This is a genomic window from Ravibacter arvi (assembly GCF_039540405.1).
In the GTDB taxonomy this organism is placed as follows: domain Bacteria; phylum Bacteroidota; class Bacteroidia; order Cytophagales; family Spirosomataceae; genus Ravibacter; species Ravibacter arvi.
The window spans coordinates 244,404-264,974 of sequence record NZ_BAABEY010000011.1 but is presented as its reverse complement, the minus strand read 5'-3'; the positions used below and the strand labels follow the sequence as shown (position 1 = coordinate 264,974).

At 50.9% G+C, this 20,571-nt stretch carries 19 protein-coding genes; 10 read left to right on the top strand and 9 right to left on the bottom strand.

The window, feature by feature from the left end:
- Positions 1 to 40: 40 nt before the first annotated feature.
- The 3 genes from ABD852_RS05830 to ABD852_RS05820 form a co-directional block, all read right to left on the bottom strand.
- On the bottom strand, positions 41 to 211 hold the full coding sequence (locus ABD852_RS05830; protein WP_345027096.1) for a hypothetical protein: 171 nt from the start codon (positions 209 to 211) through the stop codon (positions 41 to 43).
- 393 nt (positions 212 to 604) lie between these two features.
- Positions 605 to 4,258 (bottom strand): DNA polymerase III subunit alpha, encoded by a 3,654-nt coding sequence (dnaE, locus tag ABD852_RS05825; protein ID WP_345027095.1) that lies wholly within the window; start codon positions 4,256 to 4,258, stop codon positions 605 to 607.
- A 65-nt stretch (positions 4,259 to 4,323) separates the two neighbouring features.
- Positions 4,324 to 5,001, bottom strand: coding sequence for a DUF2461 domain-containing protein (locus tag ABD852_RS05820; protein ID WP_345027094.1), 678 nt, complete (start codon positions 4,999 to 5,001; stop codon positions 4,324 to 4,326).
- A 170-nt stretch (positions 5,002 to 5,171) separates the two neighbouring features.
- On the opposite strand from ABD852_RS05820, the gene trpS reads away from it, so the two are divergent.
- Genes trpS through ABD852_RS05800 form a run of 4 tightly spaced genes read left to right on the top strand, consistent with a single transcriptional unit; the run spans position 5,172 to position 8,313 of the window.
- Positions 5,172 to 6,146, top strand: coding sequence for a tryptophan--tRNA ligase (trpS, locus tag ABD852_RS05815; protein WP_345027093.1), 975 nt, complete (start codon positions 5,172 to 5,174; stop codon positions 6,144 to 6,146).
- Positions 6,146 to 6,715 carry a phosphatase PAP2 family protein gene (locus ABD852_RS05810; RefSeq protein ID WP_345027092.1) on the top strand — a complete coding sequence of 190 codons (570 nt, stop codon included), beginning with the start codon at positions 6,146 to 6,148 and terminating at the stop codon, positions 6,713 to 6,715. The genes trpS and ABD852_RS05810 overlap by 1 nt, the downstream gene beginning before the upstream one ends.
- A gap of 41 nt (positions 6,716 to 6,756) precedes the next feature.
- Positions 6,757 to 7,704: a ribose-phosphate pyrophosphokinase gene (locus ABD852_RS05805; protein ID WP_345027091.1), complete on the top strand. Its 948-nt coding sequence runs from the start codon at positions 6,757 to 6,759 to the stop codon at positions 7,702 to 7,704.
- A gap of 39 nt (positions 7,705 to 7,743) precedes the next feature.
- Positions 7,744 to 8,313 (top strand): 50S ribosomal protein L25/general stress protein Ctc, encoded by a 570-nt coding sequence (locus tag ABD852_RS05800; protein WP_345027090.1) that lies wholly within the window; start codon positions 7,744 to 7,746, stop codon positions 8,311 to 8,313.
- Positions 8,314 to 8,652: 339 nt separating this feature from the next.
- On the opposite strand, the gene ABD852_RS05795 is transcribed toward ABD852_RS05800, so the two are convergent.
- The 3 genes from ABD852_RS05795 to ABD852_RS05785 form a co-directional block, all read right to left on the bottom strand.
- Entirely contained in the window at positions 8,653 to 8,832 is a 180-nt protein-coding gene (locus ABD852_RS05795; RefSeq protein ID WP_345027089.1) for a hypothetical protein, read from the bottom strand.
- A 166-nt stretch (positions 8,833 to 8,998) separates the two neighbouring features.
- Positions 8,999 to 9,214, bottom strand: a complete 216-nt coding sequence (locus ABD852_RS05790; protein WP_345027088.1) for a hypothetical protein — start codon at positions 9,212 to 9,214, stop codon at positions 8,999 to 9,001.
- Between the two features lie 178 nt (positions 9,215 to 9,392).
- Positions 9,393 to 9,950 (bottom strand): YcxB family protein, encoded by a 558-nt coding sequence (locus ABD852_RS05785; protein WP_345027087.1) that lies wholly within the window; start codon positions 9,948 to 9,950, stop codon positions 9,393 to 9,395.
- A 201-nt stretch (positions 9,951 to 10,151) separates the two neighbouring features.
- Between ABD852_RS05785 and ABD852_RS05780 the strand changes: the two genes are divergently transcribed.
- From ABD852_RS05780 to ABD852_RS05770, 3 genes are all read left to right on the top strand, one after another.
- Positions 10,152 to 12,209 carry a BatA domain-containing protein gene (locus ABD852_RS05780; RefSeq protein WP_345027086.1) on the top strand — a complete coding sequence of 686 codons (2,058 nt, stop codon included), beginning with the start codon at positions 10,152 to 10,154 and terminating at the stop codon, positions 12,207 to 12,209.
- Positions 12,210 to 12,345: 136 nt separating this feature from the next.
- Positions 12,346 to 13,425, top strand: a complete 1,080-nt coding sequence (locus tag ABD852_RS05775; RefSeq protein WP_345027085.1) for a M42 family metallopeptidase — start codon at positions 12,346 to 12,348, stop codon at positions 13,423 to 13,425.
- A 64-nt stretch (positions 13,426 to 13,489) separates the two neighbouring features.
- Positions 13,490 to 14,284 (top strand): ABC transporter substrate-binding protein, encoded by a 795-nt coding sequence (locus ABD852_RS05770; protein ID WP_345027084.1) that lies wholly within the window; start codon positions 13,490 to 13,492, stop codon positions 14,282 to 14,284.
- Positions 14,285 to 14,335: 51 nt separating this feature from the next.
- On the opposite strand, the gene rpiB is transcribed toward ABD852_RS05770, so the two are convergent.
- Positions 14,336 to 14,770: a ribose 5-phosphate isomerase B gene (gene rpiB, locus ABD852_RS05765; protein ID WP_345027083.1), complete on the bottom strand. Its 435-nt coding sequence runs from the start codon at positions 14,768 to 14,770 to the stop codon at positions 14,336 to 14,338.
- Positions 14,771 to 14,951: 181 nt separating this feature from the next.
- On the opposite strand from rpiB, the gene ABD852_RS05760 reads away from it, so the two are divergent.
- A complete protein-coding gene (locus tag ABD852_RS05760) occupies positions 14,952 to 15,689 on the top strand; it encodes an LOG family protein (RefSeq protein WP_345027100.1) in 738 nt (245 codons plus the stop codon).
- 88 nt (positions 15,690 to 15,777) lie between these two features.
- Entirely contained in the window at positions 15,778 to 17,445 is a 1,668-nt protein-coding gene (locus ABD852_RS05755; protein ID WP_345027082.1) for a M1 family metallopeptidase, read from the top strand.
- Positions 17,446 to 17,453: 8 nt separating this feature from the next.
- On the opposite strand, the gene ABD852_RS05750 is transcribed toward ABD852_RS05755, so the two are convergent.
- Positions 17,454 to 18,527: a dipeptidase gene (locus ABD852_RS05750; protein WP_345027081.1), complete on the bottom strand. Its 1,074-nt coding sequence runs from the start codon at positions 18,525 to 18,527 to the stop codon at positions 17,454 to 17,456.
- 130 nt (positions 18,528 to 18,657) lie between these two features.
- Positions 18,658 to 18,849, bottom strand: a complete 192-nt coding sequence (locus ABD852_RS05745; RefSeq protein WP_345027080.1) for a cold-shock protein — start codon at positions 18,847 to 18,849, stop codon at positions 18,658 to 18,660.
- Positions 18,850 to 18,985: 136 nt separating this feature from the next.
- On the opposite strand from ABD852_RS05745, the gene guaA reads away from it, so the two are divergent.
- On the top strand, positions 18,986 to 20,515 hold the full coding sequence (gene guaA / locus ABD852_RS05740) for a glutamine-hydrolyzing GMP synthase (RefSeq protein WP_345027079.1): 1,530 nt from the start codon (positions 18,986 to 18,988) through the stop codon (positions 20,513 to 20,515).
- Positions 20,516 to 20,571: the final 56 nt, after the last annotated feature.

Here is a 20,571-nt window from a genome sequence, read left to right as displayed (position 1 = left end):
AATATGTATTTACTTGAAACACAATAAGTTAAAAAAGATGTCATTGGCACCGCAGCGGAGGGATCTCCCGCTCCCAGTACCCAATCCCTTTTAGAGGGCTTTTTAGTACCAACAGGAGATCCTTCGACTCCGCTGCGCTCCGCTCAGGATGACCGTCCGGGCGGTAGCCTCCGGCTACCATTGACTTCCATTGACAACATCTATTTGTCATCTCCGCTACAAGGTGTTTTTGCAAAAAAACTGTTTGCTCGGGATGATCTTGCAGTGGGGAAACGCACCCGGATGAGCACACGCTTAAAAGACATAACCATAACAAAGAGGAAGCTGTTCTGCTAAATCCTTTTTGTTATGGCTATCAGGAAAAGAATTGTGTGGTATAGTTTTAAACTTTTCTGCTCAGATCGCGTAGCCTTTACAGAAAGGCAGCTTCGCACGACCTTATAATTTTGACGTGTCTTTTGAAGCCAGGTCACCCTTTTTCCGCGAAAAATGTTAATTCTTTCGCGGATTAATCAATCTTTTATGTGCAACTCTTTGATTATTTGGTGGTTGCCAGATTGTTGTAAAAGTGATTTTTGCGGCTTCGAACGACAAACGTGTCAAATTAATTTAGCAGAACCTTTACACCATAGTCTTCCTGCAGGGTTTTTAAAAGGCTGTTCTCCGGGGCTACAGTAAAGGCCCGGGAAATCATCTGTATTTCCATACGGCTTTCCGGATCCGCAACATAAAGCATCAGTTTGCATTTCCCGGGGTGGCTTTCCAGGGTTTGTTCCAGGTCATCAACAAAAGTCGGAGTGAGCTGGTCAATGGTCATTTTTACGCTGATTTGCTTGCACATTTTTTCCCGTAGCTCCGTAAGCAGCGAAATGCTCAGCGGCTTGAACTCGAACTGGTCTTCATTCCGCCACCGGTTCTGCACCTTCCCTTTGATGAAAAGAAAGCGCCCGGGTTCTATGTAATTGCCAAACTTGACATATTCTTCTCCCATCAGCAGCATCTCGATTGCGCCGCCGTAGTCTTCTATTTTGAAGATCCGCATGGGGTTCCCGTTTTTCATGGTTTTGTCAATCACGCTGGTGACAATACCCGCCACGCTGATTTCCTTGCCGAAGTAGAGCGGTCTTTTGTGGTCTTCCGGTACTTCCAGCACTTTGTCCAGCGTACAATTGCAGAAGGTATCCAGCTCCAGCCGGAAAGTGTCCAGCGGATGCCCCGAGATATAAAAGCCCACGACTTCCTGTTCGTAACGCAATTTGTTGATATCACTCCACGGCTCAATGACCGGGGCCTTGGGCTTGGGAAGCATGTCGTCGTTGTTGCCGCTGGGGCCGCCGAAGAGTGATACCTGCGCCGACGATTTGCTGGCGTGGTAATTGTTGGCATAACGGATCAGTCTCTCAATAAAAGAGGTTGTTTCCTCGTCGGAACATTCGAAAAACTGAGCCCGGTGAAATTCTTCAAAGCAGTCGAAAGCGCCGGCATAAGCGAGGCTTTCCAGCGTTTTCTTATTGACTGTACGGAGGTTAACCCGCGTAATGAAATCGAAAATGTCTTTAAAATCGCCGTTTTTGCTCCGTTCTTCGATAATGCTTTCGACGGCGGCGTCGCCGGTGCCTTTGATCCCGCCAAGACCGAACCTGATTTCCCCGCGCTGGTTTACGTTGAACTGCCGGTCTGATTCATTGATGTCCGGACCGAGAACGGGCAGCGATAGGTTTTTACATTCTTCCATAAAGAAGGTAATCTTCTCGATGTTGCCCAGGGAGCTGGTCAATACCGCCGACATGTATTCGGCAGTATAATGCGCCTTGAGGTAGGCCGTTTGGTAAGCCACGAACGCGTAGCAGGTGGAGTGCGATTTGTTGAAGGCATAGGAGGCAAAGGCTTCCCAGTCGCTCCACACTTTTTCCAGCTTTTTGGCGTTGTGCCCCCGCTCGATGCCCCCGTCCATGAAGCTGCTTTTAAGCTTGTTCAGGATCTCAATCTGCTTTTTCCCCATTGCCTTCCGAAGGGTGTCGGCCATACCTTTGGTGAAGCCGGCCAGCTTTTGGGAAAGGAGCATCACCTGCTCCTGGTAAACTGTAATGCCGTAGGTGTCGGAGAGGTAATCCTCCATGTCCGCAAGGTCATAGGTAATCTCTTCCAGGCCATGCTTCCGCTTGATAAAGTTCGGGATATAAGCGATCGGCCCCGGCCGGTACAACGCGTTCATGGCGATCAGGTCCTCAAAACGGTCAGGTTTTAGCTCCCGCATGTACTTTTTCATCCCGTCGGATTCGAACTGGAAGATCGCGTTGGTTTCACCGCGCTGGAACAGTTCAAAAACTTTGGCATCATCCAGCGGTATATAGTCAATTTCTATCTCTACGTTGTGATTTTGTTTGATCAGGCGCAGCGCTTCCTTGATGATGGTCAGGTTGCGCAGCCCCAGAAAGTCCATCTTGATTACCCCGGCATCTTCGATCACCTTTCCCTGATATTGGGTAATCAGAAAATCGGAATCTTTGGACGTGCTTACGGGTATGATTTCGGTCAGGTCGGCCGGGGCAATAATAATCCCGGCGGCGTGGATACCGGTGTTCCGAACAGTGCCTTCCAGCCTTTGCGCTTCCTGCAGGACCTGGGCCGAGAGATCCTTGCCTGCAGCGATGGCGCGCATCTTCTTTACGTTTTCCAGTTCGTCGGGCGAGATGCCTTCTTTTTTGGTAAGGCTTCCGTCGCCTTCCAACGGGGCATGAAAAATTCGCTGGAGCGTCATGCCGTAAGTAGGCTTGTCGGGGACCAGTTTGGCGAGCGCGTTGGCTTCCGGCAGAGGGAGGTCCATTACGCGGGCAACGTCCTTGATCGACGATTTGGCCGCCATAGTACCGTAAGTGACAATCTGCGCCACCTGGTTGTAACCATATTTTTTAACCACATAATCGATCACTTTCTGACGCCCTTCATCGTCAAAGTCCGTATCAATATCGGGCATTGACACCCGTTCCGGGTTGAGGAAACGCTCGAAAAGCAGGTCGTACTTCACCGGGTCTATGTTGGTAATACCGGTACAATAGGCAACCACCGACCCGGCGGCCGAACCCCTGCCCGGCCCGATAAACACACCCATCTCGCGGCCGGCCTTGATAAAATCGGCCACGATCAGGAAGTACCCCGGAAAACCCATGTTCCGGATCGTTTGCAGTTCGAAGTTGATCCGTTCTTCCACGTGCGGCTCAATCGTACCGTATTTCTGGCGTCCCCCCTCGAAGGTAATGTGACGGAGGTATTCCCATTGGTTGAGCACGTCGGCGGTGAGTTCTTTGTTCCCCACCATTTCTGAAAGTGTATGGATTTTAAACTCGTCGGGAATCGGGAAATTGGGCAAAAGAATGTCCTTCTTCAGCTGAAGAAAATCTACTTTGTCAACAATTTCGTTGGTATTATCGAGCGATTCGGGGATGTCCCTGAACAGCTCCAGCATCTCATTGGTCGTTTTGAAATAGAACTGGTCGTTGTAAAAAGCAAACCTGCTTCCCTTGGGAATCCCTCCTTCATCGTCAAAATCCTTTGCAGACGGCGTGCTCTTCTTATCGCCTGTGTTGATACAAAGCAGGATGTCATGCGCATTCCAGTCCGCCTGGTCTACGTAATGCGAATCATTGGAACATATCACCTTTACGTTGTATTTCCGGGCAAAACGGAGGAGCACCTCGTTGACCTGCAGCTGTTCCCGGATTTCGTGCCGCTGAAGCTCCACGTAATAGTCTTCGCCGAAGAGGTCCAGCCACCACCTGAATTCTTTTTCGCCTTCTTCCTCACCTTTTTTCAGGATGGTTTTAGGTACCTGGGCGCCGATGCAGCAGGTAGTCGCAATAAGCCCCTTGTGGTACTTGACGATCTGGTTTTTATCAATCCTGGGATATTTCCCGTACATCCCCTCCATAAAACCCAGCGAGCACAATTTGGTCAGGTTCCGGTATCCTTCCGCATTTTTCGCTAAAAGCAGCTGGTGGTACCTGACGTCCTTTTGTTCTTTCGTGAACTGCTTGCGCGTCATATCTTCCACCACATAAAATTCGCAGCCGACAATGGGCTTTATCCCTTGCTTATGCCCCTCTGCAACGAACTCGAAAACACCGAACATATTGCCGTGATCGGTAATGGCGACGGCAGGCATGTTGTCCTGTTTGGCTTTTTTAAACAGTTTCTTGATGTCGGCCGCACCGTCGAGGAGCGAAAACTGGGTGTGGCAGTGAAGGTGTGAAAATTGCATTTTTGCTGGTTTTGTAAGCTGTAATCTTTTTGGGGCCTGGTGCGGGAACATAACACCGCAGATCGTTAATCCTGTTCCTCCTCTTCGTCAAAAAAGACGTAATTGAGGAAATCGGTATAAGGCTTCAATAGCTGTATCCCTTCTATGACCCGGTCAGGGAAACCCGGGGCTATTACCTCCTCATCTGTAAATTTGTGCATGAAGAACAGCTGTTTACGTTGGAGCAGGTCAATTTCCGGATGGTCTTTGGGGTAGCCTTTCGGCGCTGTTTTGAGCTTTTCGCCCCATACCAGCGGGAAGAAAGCACGGAAAACGGGATTTTCGATGATCGTTTTGAGCTGGTGGGCGTTGTAATCCACTTCCTGCCTGAATTTATTGAGCTGTGCCGGGGTGGCTTCCCACATACCGCCGCCCAGGAAAGATTCTCCGTGTGGCTGGATATGGACGTAATAATCTATTCTCCCCGAATTCCGGCCCCCGGGGCCGATTGCAGCGCTCAAAAAAGACTTGTACGGATCTTTGTTCTTCGAAAACCGGATGTCCCGGTTGATTCTGAATATGCAATCTTTGGGCCTGATGTTGCCCAGGTCTTCAAAGCGCCCTACGTTTGTAATGAGATAGTCTACCAATGTCTCGAGATCCGACTTGGCCGATTCGTATCTTCCCCGGTTTTCAGCAAACCATTCCTTGTTATTGTGCTGGGCCAGGTCTTTGAGAAACAGGAGCGACGATTTATTTAACATCTTTTACCTGAGTTGTTTTGGAGTATATTTGCCGGATCTGGCTGGAAAATTCTCTCAATTTACCGATTTTTACGCTTCGTTTCGGAAAACGGAACGGATAATTTCAGCCTCCCGGCCCGCCGGGACGCGTAAAACGACCGAAAGAAAGTTACCCTATTAACATTTACAGTATGGCAAGAGTTCTGACCGGAATTCAAAGCAGCGGACGCCCGCATCTTGGAAATATTTTAGGCGCGGTAATACCGGCCATCGAGTTATCAAAGGACCCAAAAAACGAGTGTCTTTTTTTTATTGCCGACCTGCATTCCCTGACCACGCTGAAGGACGGCGGGGTGCGGGACGCGTATGTTCGTGCGATAGCGGCAACCTGGCTGGCGTTTGGCTTCGACGCGGAGGCCAATATTCTATGGCGCCAGTCCCGGGTACCGGCCCATACGGAGCTGGCCTGGTACCTCAACTGTTTTACGCCGTACCCGATGCTGGCCAATGCGCACTCTTTTAAAGATAAATCGGCACAGCTGGAAGATGTCAATGCGGGGCTGTTTACCTACCCGGTGCTGATGAGCGCCGATATTCTGCTTTACGGAGCCAATTGGGTGCCCGTCGGGAAAGATCAGAAACAACATCTCGAAATCGCGCGGGATATCGCCTCTTCTTTTAACCGCCAGGTAGGGGAGGAACTCCTGGTGATGCCCGAAGCGAGAATCGATGAGCGGATTATGACGATTCCCGGGACTGATGGCCGGAAGATGAGCAAGTCGTACCACAACTACCTGGATATTTTTCTGCCGGAAAATGAGCTGAAGAAATCGGTCAAAAAGATTGTTTCCGATTCAACTCCCCTTGAGGCGCCCAAAAATCCGGACACCGATATCACCTTCCAGTTATTTTCGTTAATTGCCGATGCCGCACAGATTGAGGAGATGCGGGCCAGATACCTGGCCGGTGGCTATGGCTACGGGCATGCCAAGCAGGAGCTGCTGGATATCATCCTTGAGAAATATAAAGAACCGCGGCGTATTTTTGACTATTATATGACAGAAACAGCAGAACTGGAGGCGATTCTGGAGAAGGGCGAAGCGCGGGCCAGAGAAGCAGCAGAGCCGGTATTGTCAAAGGTCAGGAGTAAACTGGGGTACCGGTGATGACCCAGTTCTGGACAGAACTTGCCGGGCTGGATCAGCGACTTTTCCTGCTGCTTAACGGGGCGAATACTCCCGCTACGGATTTCCTGTTCAAGTGGGTGACCAATAAGTATGTTTGGGCGCCGCTGTACCTTTACCTCATTTACGTAGTGGTCAGAAGCTACGGAAAACAGGGATGGGTAATCGTGGTATTGTCGGTCCTTGCGCTGGTTCTGGCTGATCAGCTTGCCTCAGGGGTAATGAAACCCTATTTTGAGCGTTTCAGGCCGTGCCATGATCCTCTTATCGGCTCGCTGGTGCACAATACGGTCGGATGCGGCGGGAAGTTCGGGTTTGCTTCGTCACATGCCGCCACTGCCTTCGCCTTTGTGACTTCCCTTTTTTTAATGGCCGGGCGCAGGCTCCCGGCGATAAAATGGCTGTTTCTGTGGGCTTTTGTTTACGCTTACAGCAGGGTGGCGGTCGGTGTTCATTATCCCGGGGATATCCTGGTTGGCGGGCTGGTAGGCGCGTTAACCGGGATAGTTGTGGCCAGGTTGTATTTCTATTTCGGTAAGTCGTTGGTATAAATTGGAATTAGCATTAACTTTGCGCAAATTTTCCAAATAGGATGGGCTCCATTAATACAGTAAAGATTTTTTCCGGAACGCAGTCTGAGTACTTATCCAAAAAGATTGCCCGTTACTTCGGGAAGGATCTGGGCGGCTATACGCTGAGGAAATTTAGTGACGGTGAATTGTCGCCGAGTTTTGAAGAGTCTATCCGGGGCTGTGACGTTTTTCTGATCCAGTCGACTTTTCCGCCGGCTGACGGGATTATGGAGCTGCTGTTGATGGTAGATGCCGCTAAAAGAGCGTCGGCACACCACGTTACGGCGGTTATCCCTTATTTCGGTTACGCAAGACAGGACCGGAAGGATAAGCCCCGCGTCGCCATCGCCGCTAAGGTAGTGGCCAATCTGCTGTCAGCTTCCGGGGTGGACCGGCTGATCACAATTGATTTGCACGCAGGCCAGATCCAGGGCTTTTTTGACTTTCCGGTGGATCATTTGGAAGGTACCACTGTCTTTGTCCCGCACATTCGTTCACTCGGTCTGAGCGAGCTCCTGATTGCATCGCCGGACGTTGGGGGTGCGGCAAGGGCCCGCAATTTCGCCAAACATTTGAATGTGGATATGGTGCTCTGCGACAAGCATCGCAAGCGTGCCAATGAAATTGCGTCGATGCAGGTAATCGGAGATGTGGAGGGAGCCGATGTGGTGCTGGTGGATGATCTTATTGATACCGGGGGGACGATCTGTAAGGCTGCTGAAATCATTATGGATAAAGGAGCCAGGAGTGTCCGGGCACTGTGTACCCACCCGATTATGTCCGGGAAAGCCTACGATAATATTGAAAAATCTGTTCTTTCTGAGCTGTTTATAACCGATACGATCCCGGTGAAGACGGATTTGGGCGGGAAGATCAGGGTGTTATCGGTAGCGGAGCTTTTCGCCAAGGCGATCGGCCGCATTCGTGATCATGAATCTATTAGTTCCCTGTTTATAACACAAGATTAGTTTTGTTTTTGTTATTTTTAGTTTAAATTTATTGTTGTAATGAAAAAAGTAGAGATTGTAGGGTATAAAAGAGCGGATCTCGGTAAAACAGCAGCCCAAAGGCTTCGCGCCGAGGGCTATGTTCCATCTGTATTGTACGGCGGTGAAAGCCAGTTGCATTTCTATGCACCGGCGATTCTGTTCCGCCCGTTGTTGTTTACACCAGATGTTTACGAAGTAACTTTGAATATCGAAGGCGAAATTCGTTACGGTATTCTTCAGGATACTCAGTACCATCCTGTTAATGACGCCCTGATTCATGCAGATTTCCTTGAAGTGGTTGAAGGTAAAGCTGTAACAGTTGACGTACCTATCAAGCTGACCGGTACTTCTGAAGGGGTGATCAAGGGTGGTAAACTTAACCAGAAATTGCGTAAATTGCGGGTAAAAGGTCTGTCGAATGAAATCCCTGATTATATTGAGCTGGATGTAACTTCGTTGGGACTGGGTAAGTCTCTCAAAGTGGAAGCGATTAAAGCTGGCGGTTTTGAGGTGCTTAGCTCACGTAATATCCCTGTAGTGTCAATTGATATTCCAAGAGCGCTACGTGGTACGCTTCGTGCAGAGTAATTATTTTTCATGGCTAATAGATTCAAACGTGCCGACCTTTGGTCGGCATTTTTGTTGTGTGCCCGGTTTCAGAAAGGGGGCCGTATAACAGGTGGAGTGAGAAGGGAGGGGGACAAACGCATTTCCTGCAGCACGCGCGCGTCATCCCTACCGGAGCGGAGGGGTTCCCCGCTCCCCCGTCATCCCTACCGGAGGGATCTCCCGCTCCATCGTCATCCCGACCGCAGTGGAGGGATCTCCCACTTCCATTACCCAATTCCTTTTAGAGGACTTTTTATAGCAACAGGAGGTCCTTCAGTTCCACTGCGTTTCATTCAGGATGACCATCCGGCAGATGCGCTACCATTGACAACAACAGGTTTGGAGCCGCACCAACCGGAGGGTCATCCCGACCGCAGTGGAGGGATCTCCCACTTCCCGTACCCAATCCCTTTCAGAGGACTTTTTTCTTGCAACAGGAGATCCTTCGACTCCGCTGCGCTCCGCTTCAGGATGACCATCCGGCAGATGCGCTACCATTGACAACACGATGGATGGCGCCGTACCAACCGGAGGGTCATCCCGACCGCAGCGGAGGGATCTCCCCGTCCCAGTACTCAATCCCTTTCAGAGGACTTTTTTCTTGCAACAGGAGATCCTTCGACTCCGCTGCGCTCCGCTTCAGGATGACCATCGGGCAGATGCGCTACCATTGACAACAACAAGTTTGACGCCGCTCCACCCGGTGGGTCATCCCGACCGCAGCGGAGGGATCTCCCGCTCCCTGCACCAAATCCATTTCAACGGGCCTTTTAGTACCAACAGGAGATCCTTCGACTCCGCTGCGCTCCGCTGCAGGATGACCGTCCGGGCGGTAGCCTCCGGCTACCATTGACTTCCATTGACAACATCTATTTGTCATCTCCGCTACAAGGTGTTTTCGCAAAAAAATTCTTTCTCGGTATGACCCGTCCCGTGCGAAACGTCCCGTGACCCGTTCGGAACAAACCATCCGGTGCAGTGTGTTTTCCGGATTCCAGCTATAAAAAAAACGGCCGGTAAACGGCCGTTTTTTTTATAGCTAAAACCTGAATCCAGGTTCAATTTTCGTCCTTGATCAGGTTTTTCTGCTTCAAAATTCTTCCCATGATTTTGAGGTCATGCTCGGAATTGAAAATATGGAAGGGCAGGTATAAAAATTGTCCCCTTGAAATGACCAGCACAAATCCTTCCGGGTCTTTGTAGGCGCTTTGAATCTGCTCCCATTTCATGACGCCGCCCTCCTTCTGGTTGATTTTCATGAAGATCTGGCGCGGATCAATTTCATATTGATATTTTTCGAACATCGGTTTGTATTGCTCCAACTGGGTAATGCCCATAAACTGAATCACCCAGAACAGGATGTAAAGGAGCACCCCGATTACAATCACCACGTAAATCCAGACGTTAGGGTAGGCTTTGGTGAGATTGAGCGCCACGTTTCCAATAATCAGCGCCAGCGGTATCAGTGCCCACTTCATTTGTGCCTGGAACAGGTGTTTCAACGCCAAGCGTGTATACTTCTTCGTCGGAAGGGCATATTTTTTGGTTCTTACCGCTGTCGGATTTGAAGGAACCTGGTAAATAGGTTGATGTTTGTTGACAGGTACTTTAGCCATGTTTTGTGAAAATTTGAAAATAACTGCGGCTCCTTCCCCAACTGCTGCCGAAAACGGAACAGCAGGAATGAATCGCGTTACAAAGTTAGGAAATAAAGGTCGATTCTTCAGAAAAACGCGTAATTTGTGGTGTTGATTTTAAAACTGATCACCACCATTTAGAAGTATCTAGAGAGGGCCTCCCGCGGGCACGCTGACAGTATGGGTTTTTTGTTTCCGACTTTTCTCTGGGGGCTCCTGGCCGTAGCCATACCACTGGCAATTCACTTGTTCAATTTCAGGCGGACCAAACGGGTCTTCTTTACGAACGTCGCCTTCCTCAGGGAGATTGAAACTGAAAAGAAGTCCTTTCGCAGACTTAAACACTTGCTCGTTTTGCTGGCCCGGATGCTGGCGATCGCTGCACTGGCACTTGCTTTTGCACAACCTTACCTGAAAAGAGAAGAAGCCACCGCCGTTTTTAGCGGTAAAACCGGTTTCTACCTCGACAACTCTTTCAGCATGCAGAACGAAAGCAATCACAAACGATTTGTGGACATTGCTACCGGAAGCCTGGACGAGATGATGGCGGCCTATCCGAATTTCTCGGCACTGCAATTGGTTACCAATGATTTTTCTCCCGAAGAGCAGCGTTTGCTGACCGCCTCTGAAATGCAGGACCGGCTTACAACGATTGAGCTGACGCCGACTTCGCGCTCTTTGCAGGAAGTGTATGACCGGCAAAAACGATTGATTAACCGTAGCTCCGCCGATAAACCGGCAGAACTTTACTGGATCAGTGACTTTCAGAAAAGTACCGTCGGGGACCTGGCGAAACTCAGCGTCGACAGCGCTGACCAGGTTAACCTTATCCCGGTGCAGGCTGGAGGCGACCGGAATGTTTTTGTTGATTCGGTTTGGCTGCAAGTGCCTTTTATGCGGCAGCAGCAGAAGAATATACTTTATGTAAAGGTGAGGAATTCCGGGAACGAAGCGGTCGAAAGCCTCCCTGTCCGCCTGATTCTCAACGATAGCCAGGTCTCGGCTTCCTCGGTAGATATCTCCGCTCAAAGTACGGAGACGCTGGGGTTTGACTTCAACCTGTCGTCTTCCGGGAGCATAAGGGGAATGATTACGTTTGATGATGTCCCCGTAACGTTTGATAACCAGTTCTATTTCGTACTAAACGCTTCACCGCTGATACGTGTTCTCCACGTATCGGAAGGCCCGGGGAGCGCAGCTGCTTCCGTGAACCGGGTTTTCGGGAATACGGAACTTTTCCTGGTTCAACAGGAAAATGCGTACAACCTCGATGTCGGCCGTATGTCCGATTCCGACCTGATTGTTTTGAATGAAGTGAAGCAGCCTTCGGCCGCATTGACCGGTGCATTGAAAAGTTTTGTCGGGAAAGGCGGCAGTGTGCTCGTGGTACCACCGGTTAATGCCGACGAACCGGCTTATTTATCTTTTGTAAGCCAGTTGGGTGTCCCGGGGCTGAAACCGGAGAAGGGTAGGGCAATCCCATTGCGCGAGCCTGATAGCAGCGAGCCTTTTTTCGCCGACGTTTTTGAAACCCGGGTGAATGCCGCCGAGCGGGTAAATATGCCGGTCGTTACGCCGGTGCTGCAATGGTCGGGCGCAGGACAAACGATCCTGGCACAGCGTGACGGGCGGCCTTTCCTGGGCCGGGTTACATCCGGGGCCGGCAAATTGTACCTTATGGCTGCGCCGCTGGACGCTGAAAACGGCAACTTTGCAGCGCATGCTTTGTTTGTTCCTACCATGTACAAAATAGCCGCGGGCAGCGTGCGGCAACAAAAAACCTCCTACCATTTCGGTGACCGGGCGATTGAGCTGGACGTGCCGGCGGCGCGTCCGAATTCGGTTTACAAACTGAAGCAGGGACAGAATGAATTCATCCCGGTTCAACGCCTCAACGGGAAGCAGCTTGTGCTGGAGATACCCCAGAAGGCAGATTTGCCTGGACAGGCGCTCACACCGGGCTACTTCGAGCTCATAGCCGACGGGAAAACCGAACAGGTGCTGGCATTTAACCCGGACAGGCCGGAGTCCGAACTGGCGGCCTATTCTCCGGCCGAGCTTCGGGGAGTGCTCTCCGGCCGGGAAAATATTACGGTATTCGACACCATTGACGATACGGCTTTCCGCACCAAATTTGACCGGCAGGCGGCGGGCGCGCGCCTCTGGAAATATTTTTTATACGCCGCGCTCTTTTTTTTACTCGCCGAGGTGCTCCTTGTGCGGTTGGTAAAGGAATAATCCAATTATATTTGAGCAAAAAATAGGGCGATATCCAACCGGCTTGTGCGGTGGCTTCCCCGACAATCCAGATACGCGCTTCCCGGTCAGCCGGCCAGGCCGGTACAACGGCGAAGCGTAAATAAAAAAAGTGACAATGACAGCGAAGAAAGAAAAGAACATCGAATTTCTTTACCAGTATCTCAACAATGCGTCGCCGACGGGCTTCGAATCCTCCGGTCAGCAGATCTGGCTGGACTACATAAAGCCATATGTAGACGACACCATCGTCGATACCTACGGTACCGCCGTGGGCGTGATTAACCCCGACCAGAGTTTCAAAGTAGTGATAGAGGCGCATTCGGATGAAATCTCGTGGTTTGTTAATTACATTTCAGAAGACGGGTATATCCATGTGCGCCGCAACGGTGGCTCGGATGCAGCCATTGCGCCTTCCATGCGCGTGAACCTGCATACCGCTAAAGGGCCGGTCCCCGGTGTGTTTGGCTGGCCGGCTATTCACGTACGGGACATCGCGAAAGACCAGGTTCCCAAAGTGCACGACTTGTTTATCGACGTAGGCGCGTCAAAAAAAGACGAAGTACTGGCCATGGGTATTCATGTAGGTACCGTGGCGACGTTTGCCGACGGGTTGACCGAATTGAATGACCGCTATTACGTAGGACGTGCGCTTGACAACCGGATCGGAGGGTACATGATCGCGGAAGTGGCGCGGCGGCTGAAACAGGAGAAAAAGAAGCTGCCTTATACCCTTTACGTGGTGAATGCGGTGCAGGAGGAAATCGGTCTCCGCGGAGCGGAAATGATTGTCCGAAGGCTGAAGCCCGACGTGGCGATTGTAACGGACGTAACCCATGATACGCAGTCGCCGATGTACAATAAGAAGGAGCAGGGTGACCTGAGGTGTGGCAACGGACCGGTAATCTGCTACGGTCCCGCAGTTCAGAACAATCTCCGGGAATTGCTGATCCAGGTTGCAGAAGAAAAGAAAATTGCCTTTCAGCGCCAGGCGGTAAGCCGGTCTACCGGTACGGATACTGATTCTTTTGCCTATGCTACTGAAGGCGTGGCGTCGGCGTTGATTTCGCTGCCGTTAAAATACATGCATACCACCGTTGAAACGGTGCATAAGGAGGATGTCGCCAATGTAATCGACCTGATTTACGAAGCCTTGCTTTCGCTCAAAGGAAATGAGGATTTCAGGTATATTAAGTAGCCGGCCCTGGTTGTTAGAATCAAAAGTGACAGTTTAAGCGTTTCCTTTTATAGGTCATAAGGATATGCCGATTATTTCAGCATCCTCAATTGTAGATGCCTGCGCAGGTAAAACTCCGCAGCGCGTGGTTTCATTGTGCCCGGGCATTACCGAGCTCCTTTTTGATATCGGTATGAAAGAGCGGGTTGCGGGAGTTTCCAAACAATGCCGGTTTCCCGAGGTCCGGGTAAAGGACGCAGCCCGTGTGGGAAGCAACAGGCGGCCCGATTTGAAGCAAATCCAGGAACTGGAGCCTGATCTTGTGGTGGTCGACAGCCGCGAAACAGATACCGCCGTGGTGAGTCTTTTGAAAGAAGAATACCTGGTATGGGATTCCAACGTCACCACGGTATTGGGGGCTATTGCCGAAATCAGGGCGCTCGGAGCCCTGGTGGACAAGGTTCCGAATGCTGAATGGATTGCCGAAAAGATAGAAACGCGTTTTGCCGAATTTCAGGCATCGTTTCAACTGCCTTCCAAACCGGTTACTGCGGTTATGCTAGCCAACTACAAGCCGTGGACGGCCTTCGGAAGCGATACGATTTCGACGGAGCTGCTCGGTTTGATCGGTGTGCAGAATGCATGGGGCATGGAACCGGGTGTATTCCCGGTCGAGCAGCGAAAAATTCCCGGTGCGGCGATCGTGCTCCTGGCCGAGGGGCCGTACAGTTTCCACAAGCGCCATGTTCCGGTAGTGGCCAGGAAGTTCCCGGATGCGTCCGCGCTGCTCGTACGCGAAGACCTTGTGACATGGCAGGGAAGCCGGCTGTTGAGAACGCCGCAGTACCTGACGGAACTGGCAGGTTTGCTTAACCGGTAAGCTATAGCGGCAGCTTTTCCCGGTAACCGCCGGGAAAAGCTGCCCATTTAATTAACAGGACATTTTTTGTACCCGCCTTTCGTGGCGCCCGCCTTCAAAATCGGTTTGCAGAAACAGGTCCAGGCTCCTGATCGCTGTTTCAAGCTGAATAAAACGCACCGGAAGACAGATGACATTGGCGTCATTGTGCTGCCGCGCCAGCGGCGCAAGCTCTTCGGACCAAACCAGCGCGGCTCTTACGCCCTGGTGCTTGTTAGCAGTCATGCAAACGCCCTGACCGCTGCCGCATAACAACACACCTTTATCGGCCTGGCCGCTTTCCACTGCCAGCGCAACGGGATGGGCAAAGTCAGCGTAGTCCGTCGACTGGTCTGTATAGGTGCCGAAGTCAGTTACCTCGTAACCATGGTCGGTCAGCCAGTTGATTAGCGGTTGTTTGTATTGGAATCCCGCATGATCGCCGCCTATCGCAATTTTCTTTGCCATCTTATTTGAATTTTACTGTTCTTAACTATATTAGGTAAAGGGATAACAATTATTTTTTGTTTTATTGCCACTTGAACACAAAGTTACGCTATTTAGCCGACGACGTCTAAATAGTGCTATTCCCAAATTGTATTATTAATCGCAGGCTATGGATAAGAAAGATAACGGAAATGCAGGGACGATGGATTTGTCACTTCTGAACATGGGAAATCCGGAGGATGAACAGAGAATCAGAAACGCATTTGCCGACCGGAACTGGAGTGAAATAAAAAGCTCGGACTCATGGGTGGTATTCCGCGTGATGTCGGAATTTGTTGATGGGTTTGATAAACTGGCCAAAATAGGACCTTGTGTAAGCATTTTTGGTTCCGCCCGCACAAAATCAGACCACCAGTATTATAAAATAGCAGAGGAAATTGCCGCGCAGCTGGTCCGGAAAGGGTACGGTGTAATTACCGGCGGCGGCCCCGGTATTATGGAGGCCGGTAACAAAGGGGCGCACAGCGAAGGCGGAAAGTCGGTCGGTCTCAATATCAAGCTGCCCTTCGAGCAGCACGACAACCCGTACATTGACCGGGACAAGTCTATCGATTTTGATTTTTTCTTCGTCCGGAAAGTGATGTTCGTCAAATACTCCCAGGGCTTCATTGTGTTGCCCGGTGGCTTTGGAACGCTGGATGAATTGTTCGAGGCCCTTACACTCATCCAGACCCGGAAAATTGCACGCTTTCCGCTTGTATTGGTCGGGAAGTCGTATTGGACGGGGCTCGTGGACTGGTTGTACCAAACCATGGAAGTGAAGGAACAGAACATCAGTCCCGGGGATATCAAACTGATGAGTATAGTAGATACCGCTGATGAAGCTGTTGATGTGATCGAAAAATTTTATTCGAAGTATCTTTTGAAACCGAACTTCTGATGACTTCCGGCTAATACCCTCCTGCTTCATCCCCAGGCTGACTTTTCAGGCTCACCGCTGAATTTTCGCCGTTCAACCTCCAAATCGTATGAAAAAAGAGTCTCATATTCGTCTGAAAACTGCCAGGCTCTTTTTGGTGTGTTGTCTGGTATCCCACATCCTGACAGCGCAGGAGCAGAGGTTTACGCGGGAGGATTCGGTGCGTGGGAGCATTACCCACGAACGGGAATGGTGGGATCTGCTTTTCTACCACCTGAAGGTCAAGGTAGATCCTGATTCGCAAAGCTTTAGCGGGAGCAACCTGGTACGCTATCGGGTACTCCAACCTTCGCGGCGGCTTCAGATTGATCTGCAGGCCCCGCTCCGGCTTACCAAAGTTACCCAGGACGGCAATACGCTGTCATTTGATCGGGATGGAAATGCGTGGTTTATTAACCTGGTAAAACCGCAGCGGGAAGGGCAGGTTGAAGAGCTGCTGGTTTACTACGAGGGCCAGCCCAAGGTGGCGGTGCGACCACCATGGGACGGAGGTGTGCAGTGGGCAAAAGACCAGTCGGGTAAACCGTTCATTGCCACCGCCTGCCAGGGGATCGGCGCCAGCGTTTGGTGGCCCTGTAAAGATCATATGTACGACGAACCCGACAGCATGCGTATCAGTGTCAATGTGCCGGCCGGGCTTTCCGATGTCTCCAATGGCCGGTTGGCAGGTATAGACAGCCTGGCGGACGGAAGCAGGACCTTTCATTGGGTGGTTCGCAACCCGATCAACAACTACGGTGTAAACCTGAACATTGCCGGCTACACGGGCTGGAAGGAAACCTATGAAGGCGAGAAGGGGAGACTTGACCTGAGTTATTACGTGCTTCCGGCCAATGAAGGGAAGGCGAGAGTACATTTCAGGCAGGTGCCGATGATGCTGAAGGCGTTCGAATACTGGTTTGGCCCTTATCCCTTTTATGAGGACGGTTTCAAGCTGGTCGAAGTGCCTTACCTGGGAATGGAGCACCAGAGCTCGGTTACCTACGGGAACCGTTATGCCAATGGCTACCTGGGACGGGACCTCTCACAGACCGGCTGGGGACTGAAGTTTGATTTTATTATCATTCACGAGAGCGGGCACGAATGGTTTGCCAATAATATTACCTACCGTGATATAGCAGACATGTGGATTCATGAGAGCTTTACTACCTATTCGGAATCACTTTTCCTTGAATATCATTACGGGAAACGGGCCGCAGATGAGTACATGATCGGGAGCCGGAACCTGGTTCAGAATGAGGCCCGGATTATGGGTATTTTCGGTGTAAACCACCGGGGATCCGGCGACATGTATGCGAAGGGGGCCAATATGCTGCACACCATTCGCCAGGTAGTCAATGACGACGACCGGTGGAGAAAGATCCTGCGCGGTCTTAATACCGATTTCTATCATTCCACAGTAGACGGAAGCCAGGTAATCGACTATATCAACCGCAATGCCGGCCGGGATTTTACTCCGGTATTCAGACAATACCTTGAGGACATAAGGATTCCCCAGCTTCAATATGTGTTTAAAAACGGAACCCTGCACTACCGGTGGAGCCAGGTAATGCAGGGTTTCGACTTGCCTTTGCGGGTACAGTTCGGCGACGGGTCCGAAGCCTGGCTGCAGCCGGAGGCAGGAAAATGGAAAACAATCAGAACCAGGCAGAAGACGCTCTCGGTAGATCCGAATTTCTATGTGACGGCAAAGCAACTGCCCTCTCTTTCTGATTGACCGTTTTTTCAGGCCCACGCATTCCGGATCAACCGGAGCCAGTTGCCGTGCATGACGTTTTTGATGTCGGCTTCCGAATAGCCGCGCTTTGATAAAAGGTCCGGCAATCGCTGTAAGTCGGCTATCGTTTCTAGGTCATAAGGAGATTGTTCTTTCCCGAACATCCCGTCCAGGTCGCTTCCGATGGCAATGTGGTTGGCATTGCCCGCGATCTGGCAAATGTGGTCATAATGATTGATAATGACCTCCAACGGCGCACCGTGTTTGAAGGGGTCGGATACGCCCCGAACCCAGTTGGGGACCATCATCCACACATCCAGCGAGCCCCCTATCACGGCGCCGCGTTCGATAAGCTGCCTGATTTGGTCGTCGGTTAGCTGGCGTTGGTGGTTCACCAAGGCCCGGCAGTTGTGGTGACTCGCCCAGACGGGGCCTTTATATATGGAAAGCGCCTGCGAAAAGCTTTCATCGGTAAGGTGCGTAACGTCCAGAATAATGCCCAGACGGTCCATTTCTTTAAGCAAATCAATGCCCGAAGGATGAAGCGGACCGGTCATACCAGTGCCGTCGGCATAGCGACCGGGGCCGTAGTGGGCGGGACCGAGCGCCCTTAAACCTGACTCATAGGCCTTCTCAAGATAGGAAAGCCGGACCAGGGAGTCGGCGCCTTCCAGGCTCAGGATAAAGCCCACCGGCTTGGTTTTGTCGGGAATAGCGGTGTTTTCCCACAATTCGATATGTGCATCCAGCTCAGCACGATTGGTAATCTGCGCCATTTGGCCTTCAGCGACCATGGCACGGTACCAGGCGAGCTGCCCCTGGCTCTGCGCCCAGGCCTGCTCCGGGGAATGCCAGCCCGGCAGGGAGCTTCCTTTCGCTACAAAACGGGCAATCTGTGTAGCTACCACCAGCCCGATTTTACCTTCGCGCAGGGCGGGCAACGAAACAACACCTTTTGCGCGATCAAGTTTGTCGGTCATTCCTTCCTCCCGGCTCCTGATTTCAGAGACCGATTGAGTGAAATCACGGTTCCATTCAAGGGCATTCATGGCAATGTCCAGGTGCGCATCAATAGCAAGCATAAAATAAAAAAGTTAGGGGTTATGAGAGTAAAGCGATAAAACCTTTCTTCCATGAAGGGTGAAAACCAGAAAAGGGGCTGCCCATTTCCAGACAACCCCTTCCCGCATCTAATTCCGATATATGTATTGCTTAAGCAAGTTTCACATTCACGGCATTGAGACCTTTGCGACCCTCTTGCAAATCAAAAGTAACTGCGTCGTTCTCACGTATTTCGTCTACCAGACCAGATACATGCACGAAGTAATCTTGTCCTGATTGGGTATCCTTAATGAAGCCATAACCTTTGGTTTCGTTAAAGAATTTTACTGTTCCTTGATTCATTTGGATTTTTTGAAAAATGATATTTTGCCACAAAGTTAACGTAATTTATTGATTGGCAAATATTTTTTCAATCGTGAAGACAATTTCCTGAATTCGGGCTTTCTGCCTACTTTTGGATCTTAGTTACTAATGATCAATGAAAGAACAGATATTAATTATAGACTTTGGGTCGCAATACACCCAGTTGATCGCGCGTCGGGTAAGGGAACTTGACGTTTATTGCGAGATACATCCTTTCAACCATTTGCCTGAAATTGATGCTTCTGTCAAGGGGATTATTCTTTCGGGGAGCCCCTGCTCGGTACGCGACCAGGATTCTCCCAGGCTGGACCTCGGGCAGTACCGTGGCCAGGTGCCGGTGCTCGGCGTGTGTTATGGGGCGCAGCTCCTGGCTCATGTGTCGGGCGGCGATGTACTGCCCGCTGCCCATCGGGAGTACGGCAGGGCGGTTATCCAGGTAGGTGATGAGGATTCGTCTCTTTTTGCGGGCATTTCTTCCGGGTCTCAGGTCTGGATGTCGCACGGAGATACCATTGTCCGGATTCCCGACAACTTTAATATTCTGGCTTCTACAGAGTCAGTGGAGGTGGCTGCCTTTAAAATTAACGAGGAGCTCACCTACGGTATACAATTTCATCCCGAGGTAACACATTCGGAAGACGGCAAAAAGCTGCTTTACAACTTTGTTGTCAATATATGCGGGTGCAGCCAGTCGTGGACGTCCGAGTCATTTGTAGACAGCACCATCCGCGACCTGAAATTCAGGTTGGGTAACGATAAGGTGGTGATGGCTTTGTCAGGCGGCGTTGATTCCACCGTAGCCGCAACGCTGATCCACCGGGCAATCGGCGATAATCTCTACTGTATTTTCGTAGACAACGGGCTGCTCAGGAAAAATGAATTTGAATCGGTACTTGCGTCCTATGAAAACATGGGGCTCAACATCAAGGGGGTTGATGCGAAAGAGCAGTTTTATACCGCTTTGAAGGGGCTTACCGATCCCGAAGCGAAGCGTAAAGCGATTGGAAAAACCTTTATCGATGTTTTTGATCACGAAGCGCACCTTCTTTCTGACGTGAAGTGGTTGGGACAGGGTACCATTTATCCGGATGTCATCGAGTCGGTTTCTGTGAAAGGTCCGTCGGCAACCATCAAGTCGCATCACAATGTGGGCGGGCTTCCAGATTTCATGAAACTGAAAGTTGTAGAACCGCTCAATACGCTGTTTAAGGACGAGGTCCGGGCGGTGGGCAGTGTTTTGGGAATTTCGCCGAATATCCTCAAGCGGCATCCGTTCCCCGGACCGGGGCTGGCGATCCGTATTCTTGGCGAGGTAACCGCCCAGAAGGTAGCGGTTCTTCAGCAGGTAGACGACCTGTTTATCGGCGGCTTGCGGCGGGATAACCTATACGAGGAAGTATGGCAGGCAGGAGCGATGTTGCTGCCCGTTCAGAGCGTAGGTGTAATGGGAGATGAAAGGACTTATGAAAACGTGGTCGCTTTGCGAGCAGTAACGTCCATAGACGGTATGACAGCCGATTGGGCCCATTTACCCTATTCTTTTCTTGCGGATGTCTCCAATGAGATCATTAACAAAGTAAGGGGGGTTAACCGGGTGGTTTACGACATCTCTTCCAAACCGCCGGCTACCATCGAATGGGAGTAACCGGTATTGGAAGGCAAAGCCTTTGCGTATAAAAGCCACGAATTCACTAATTACTT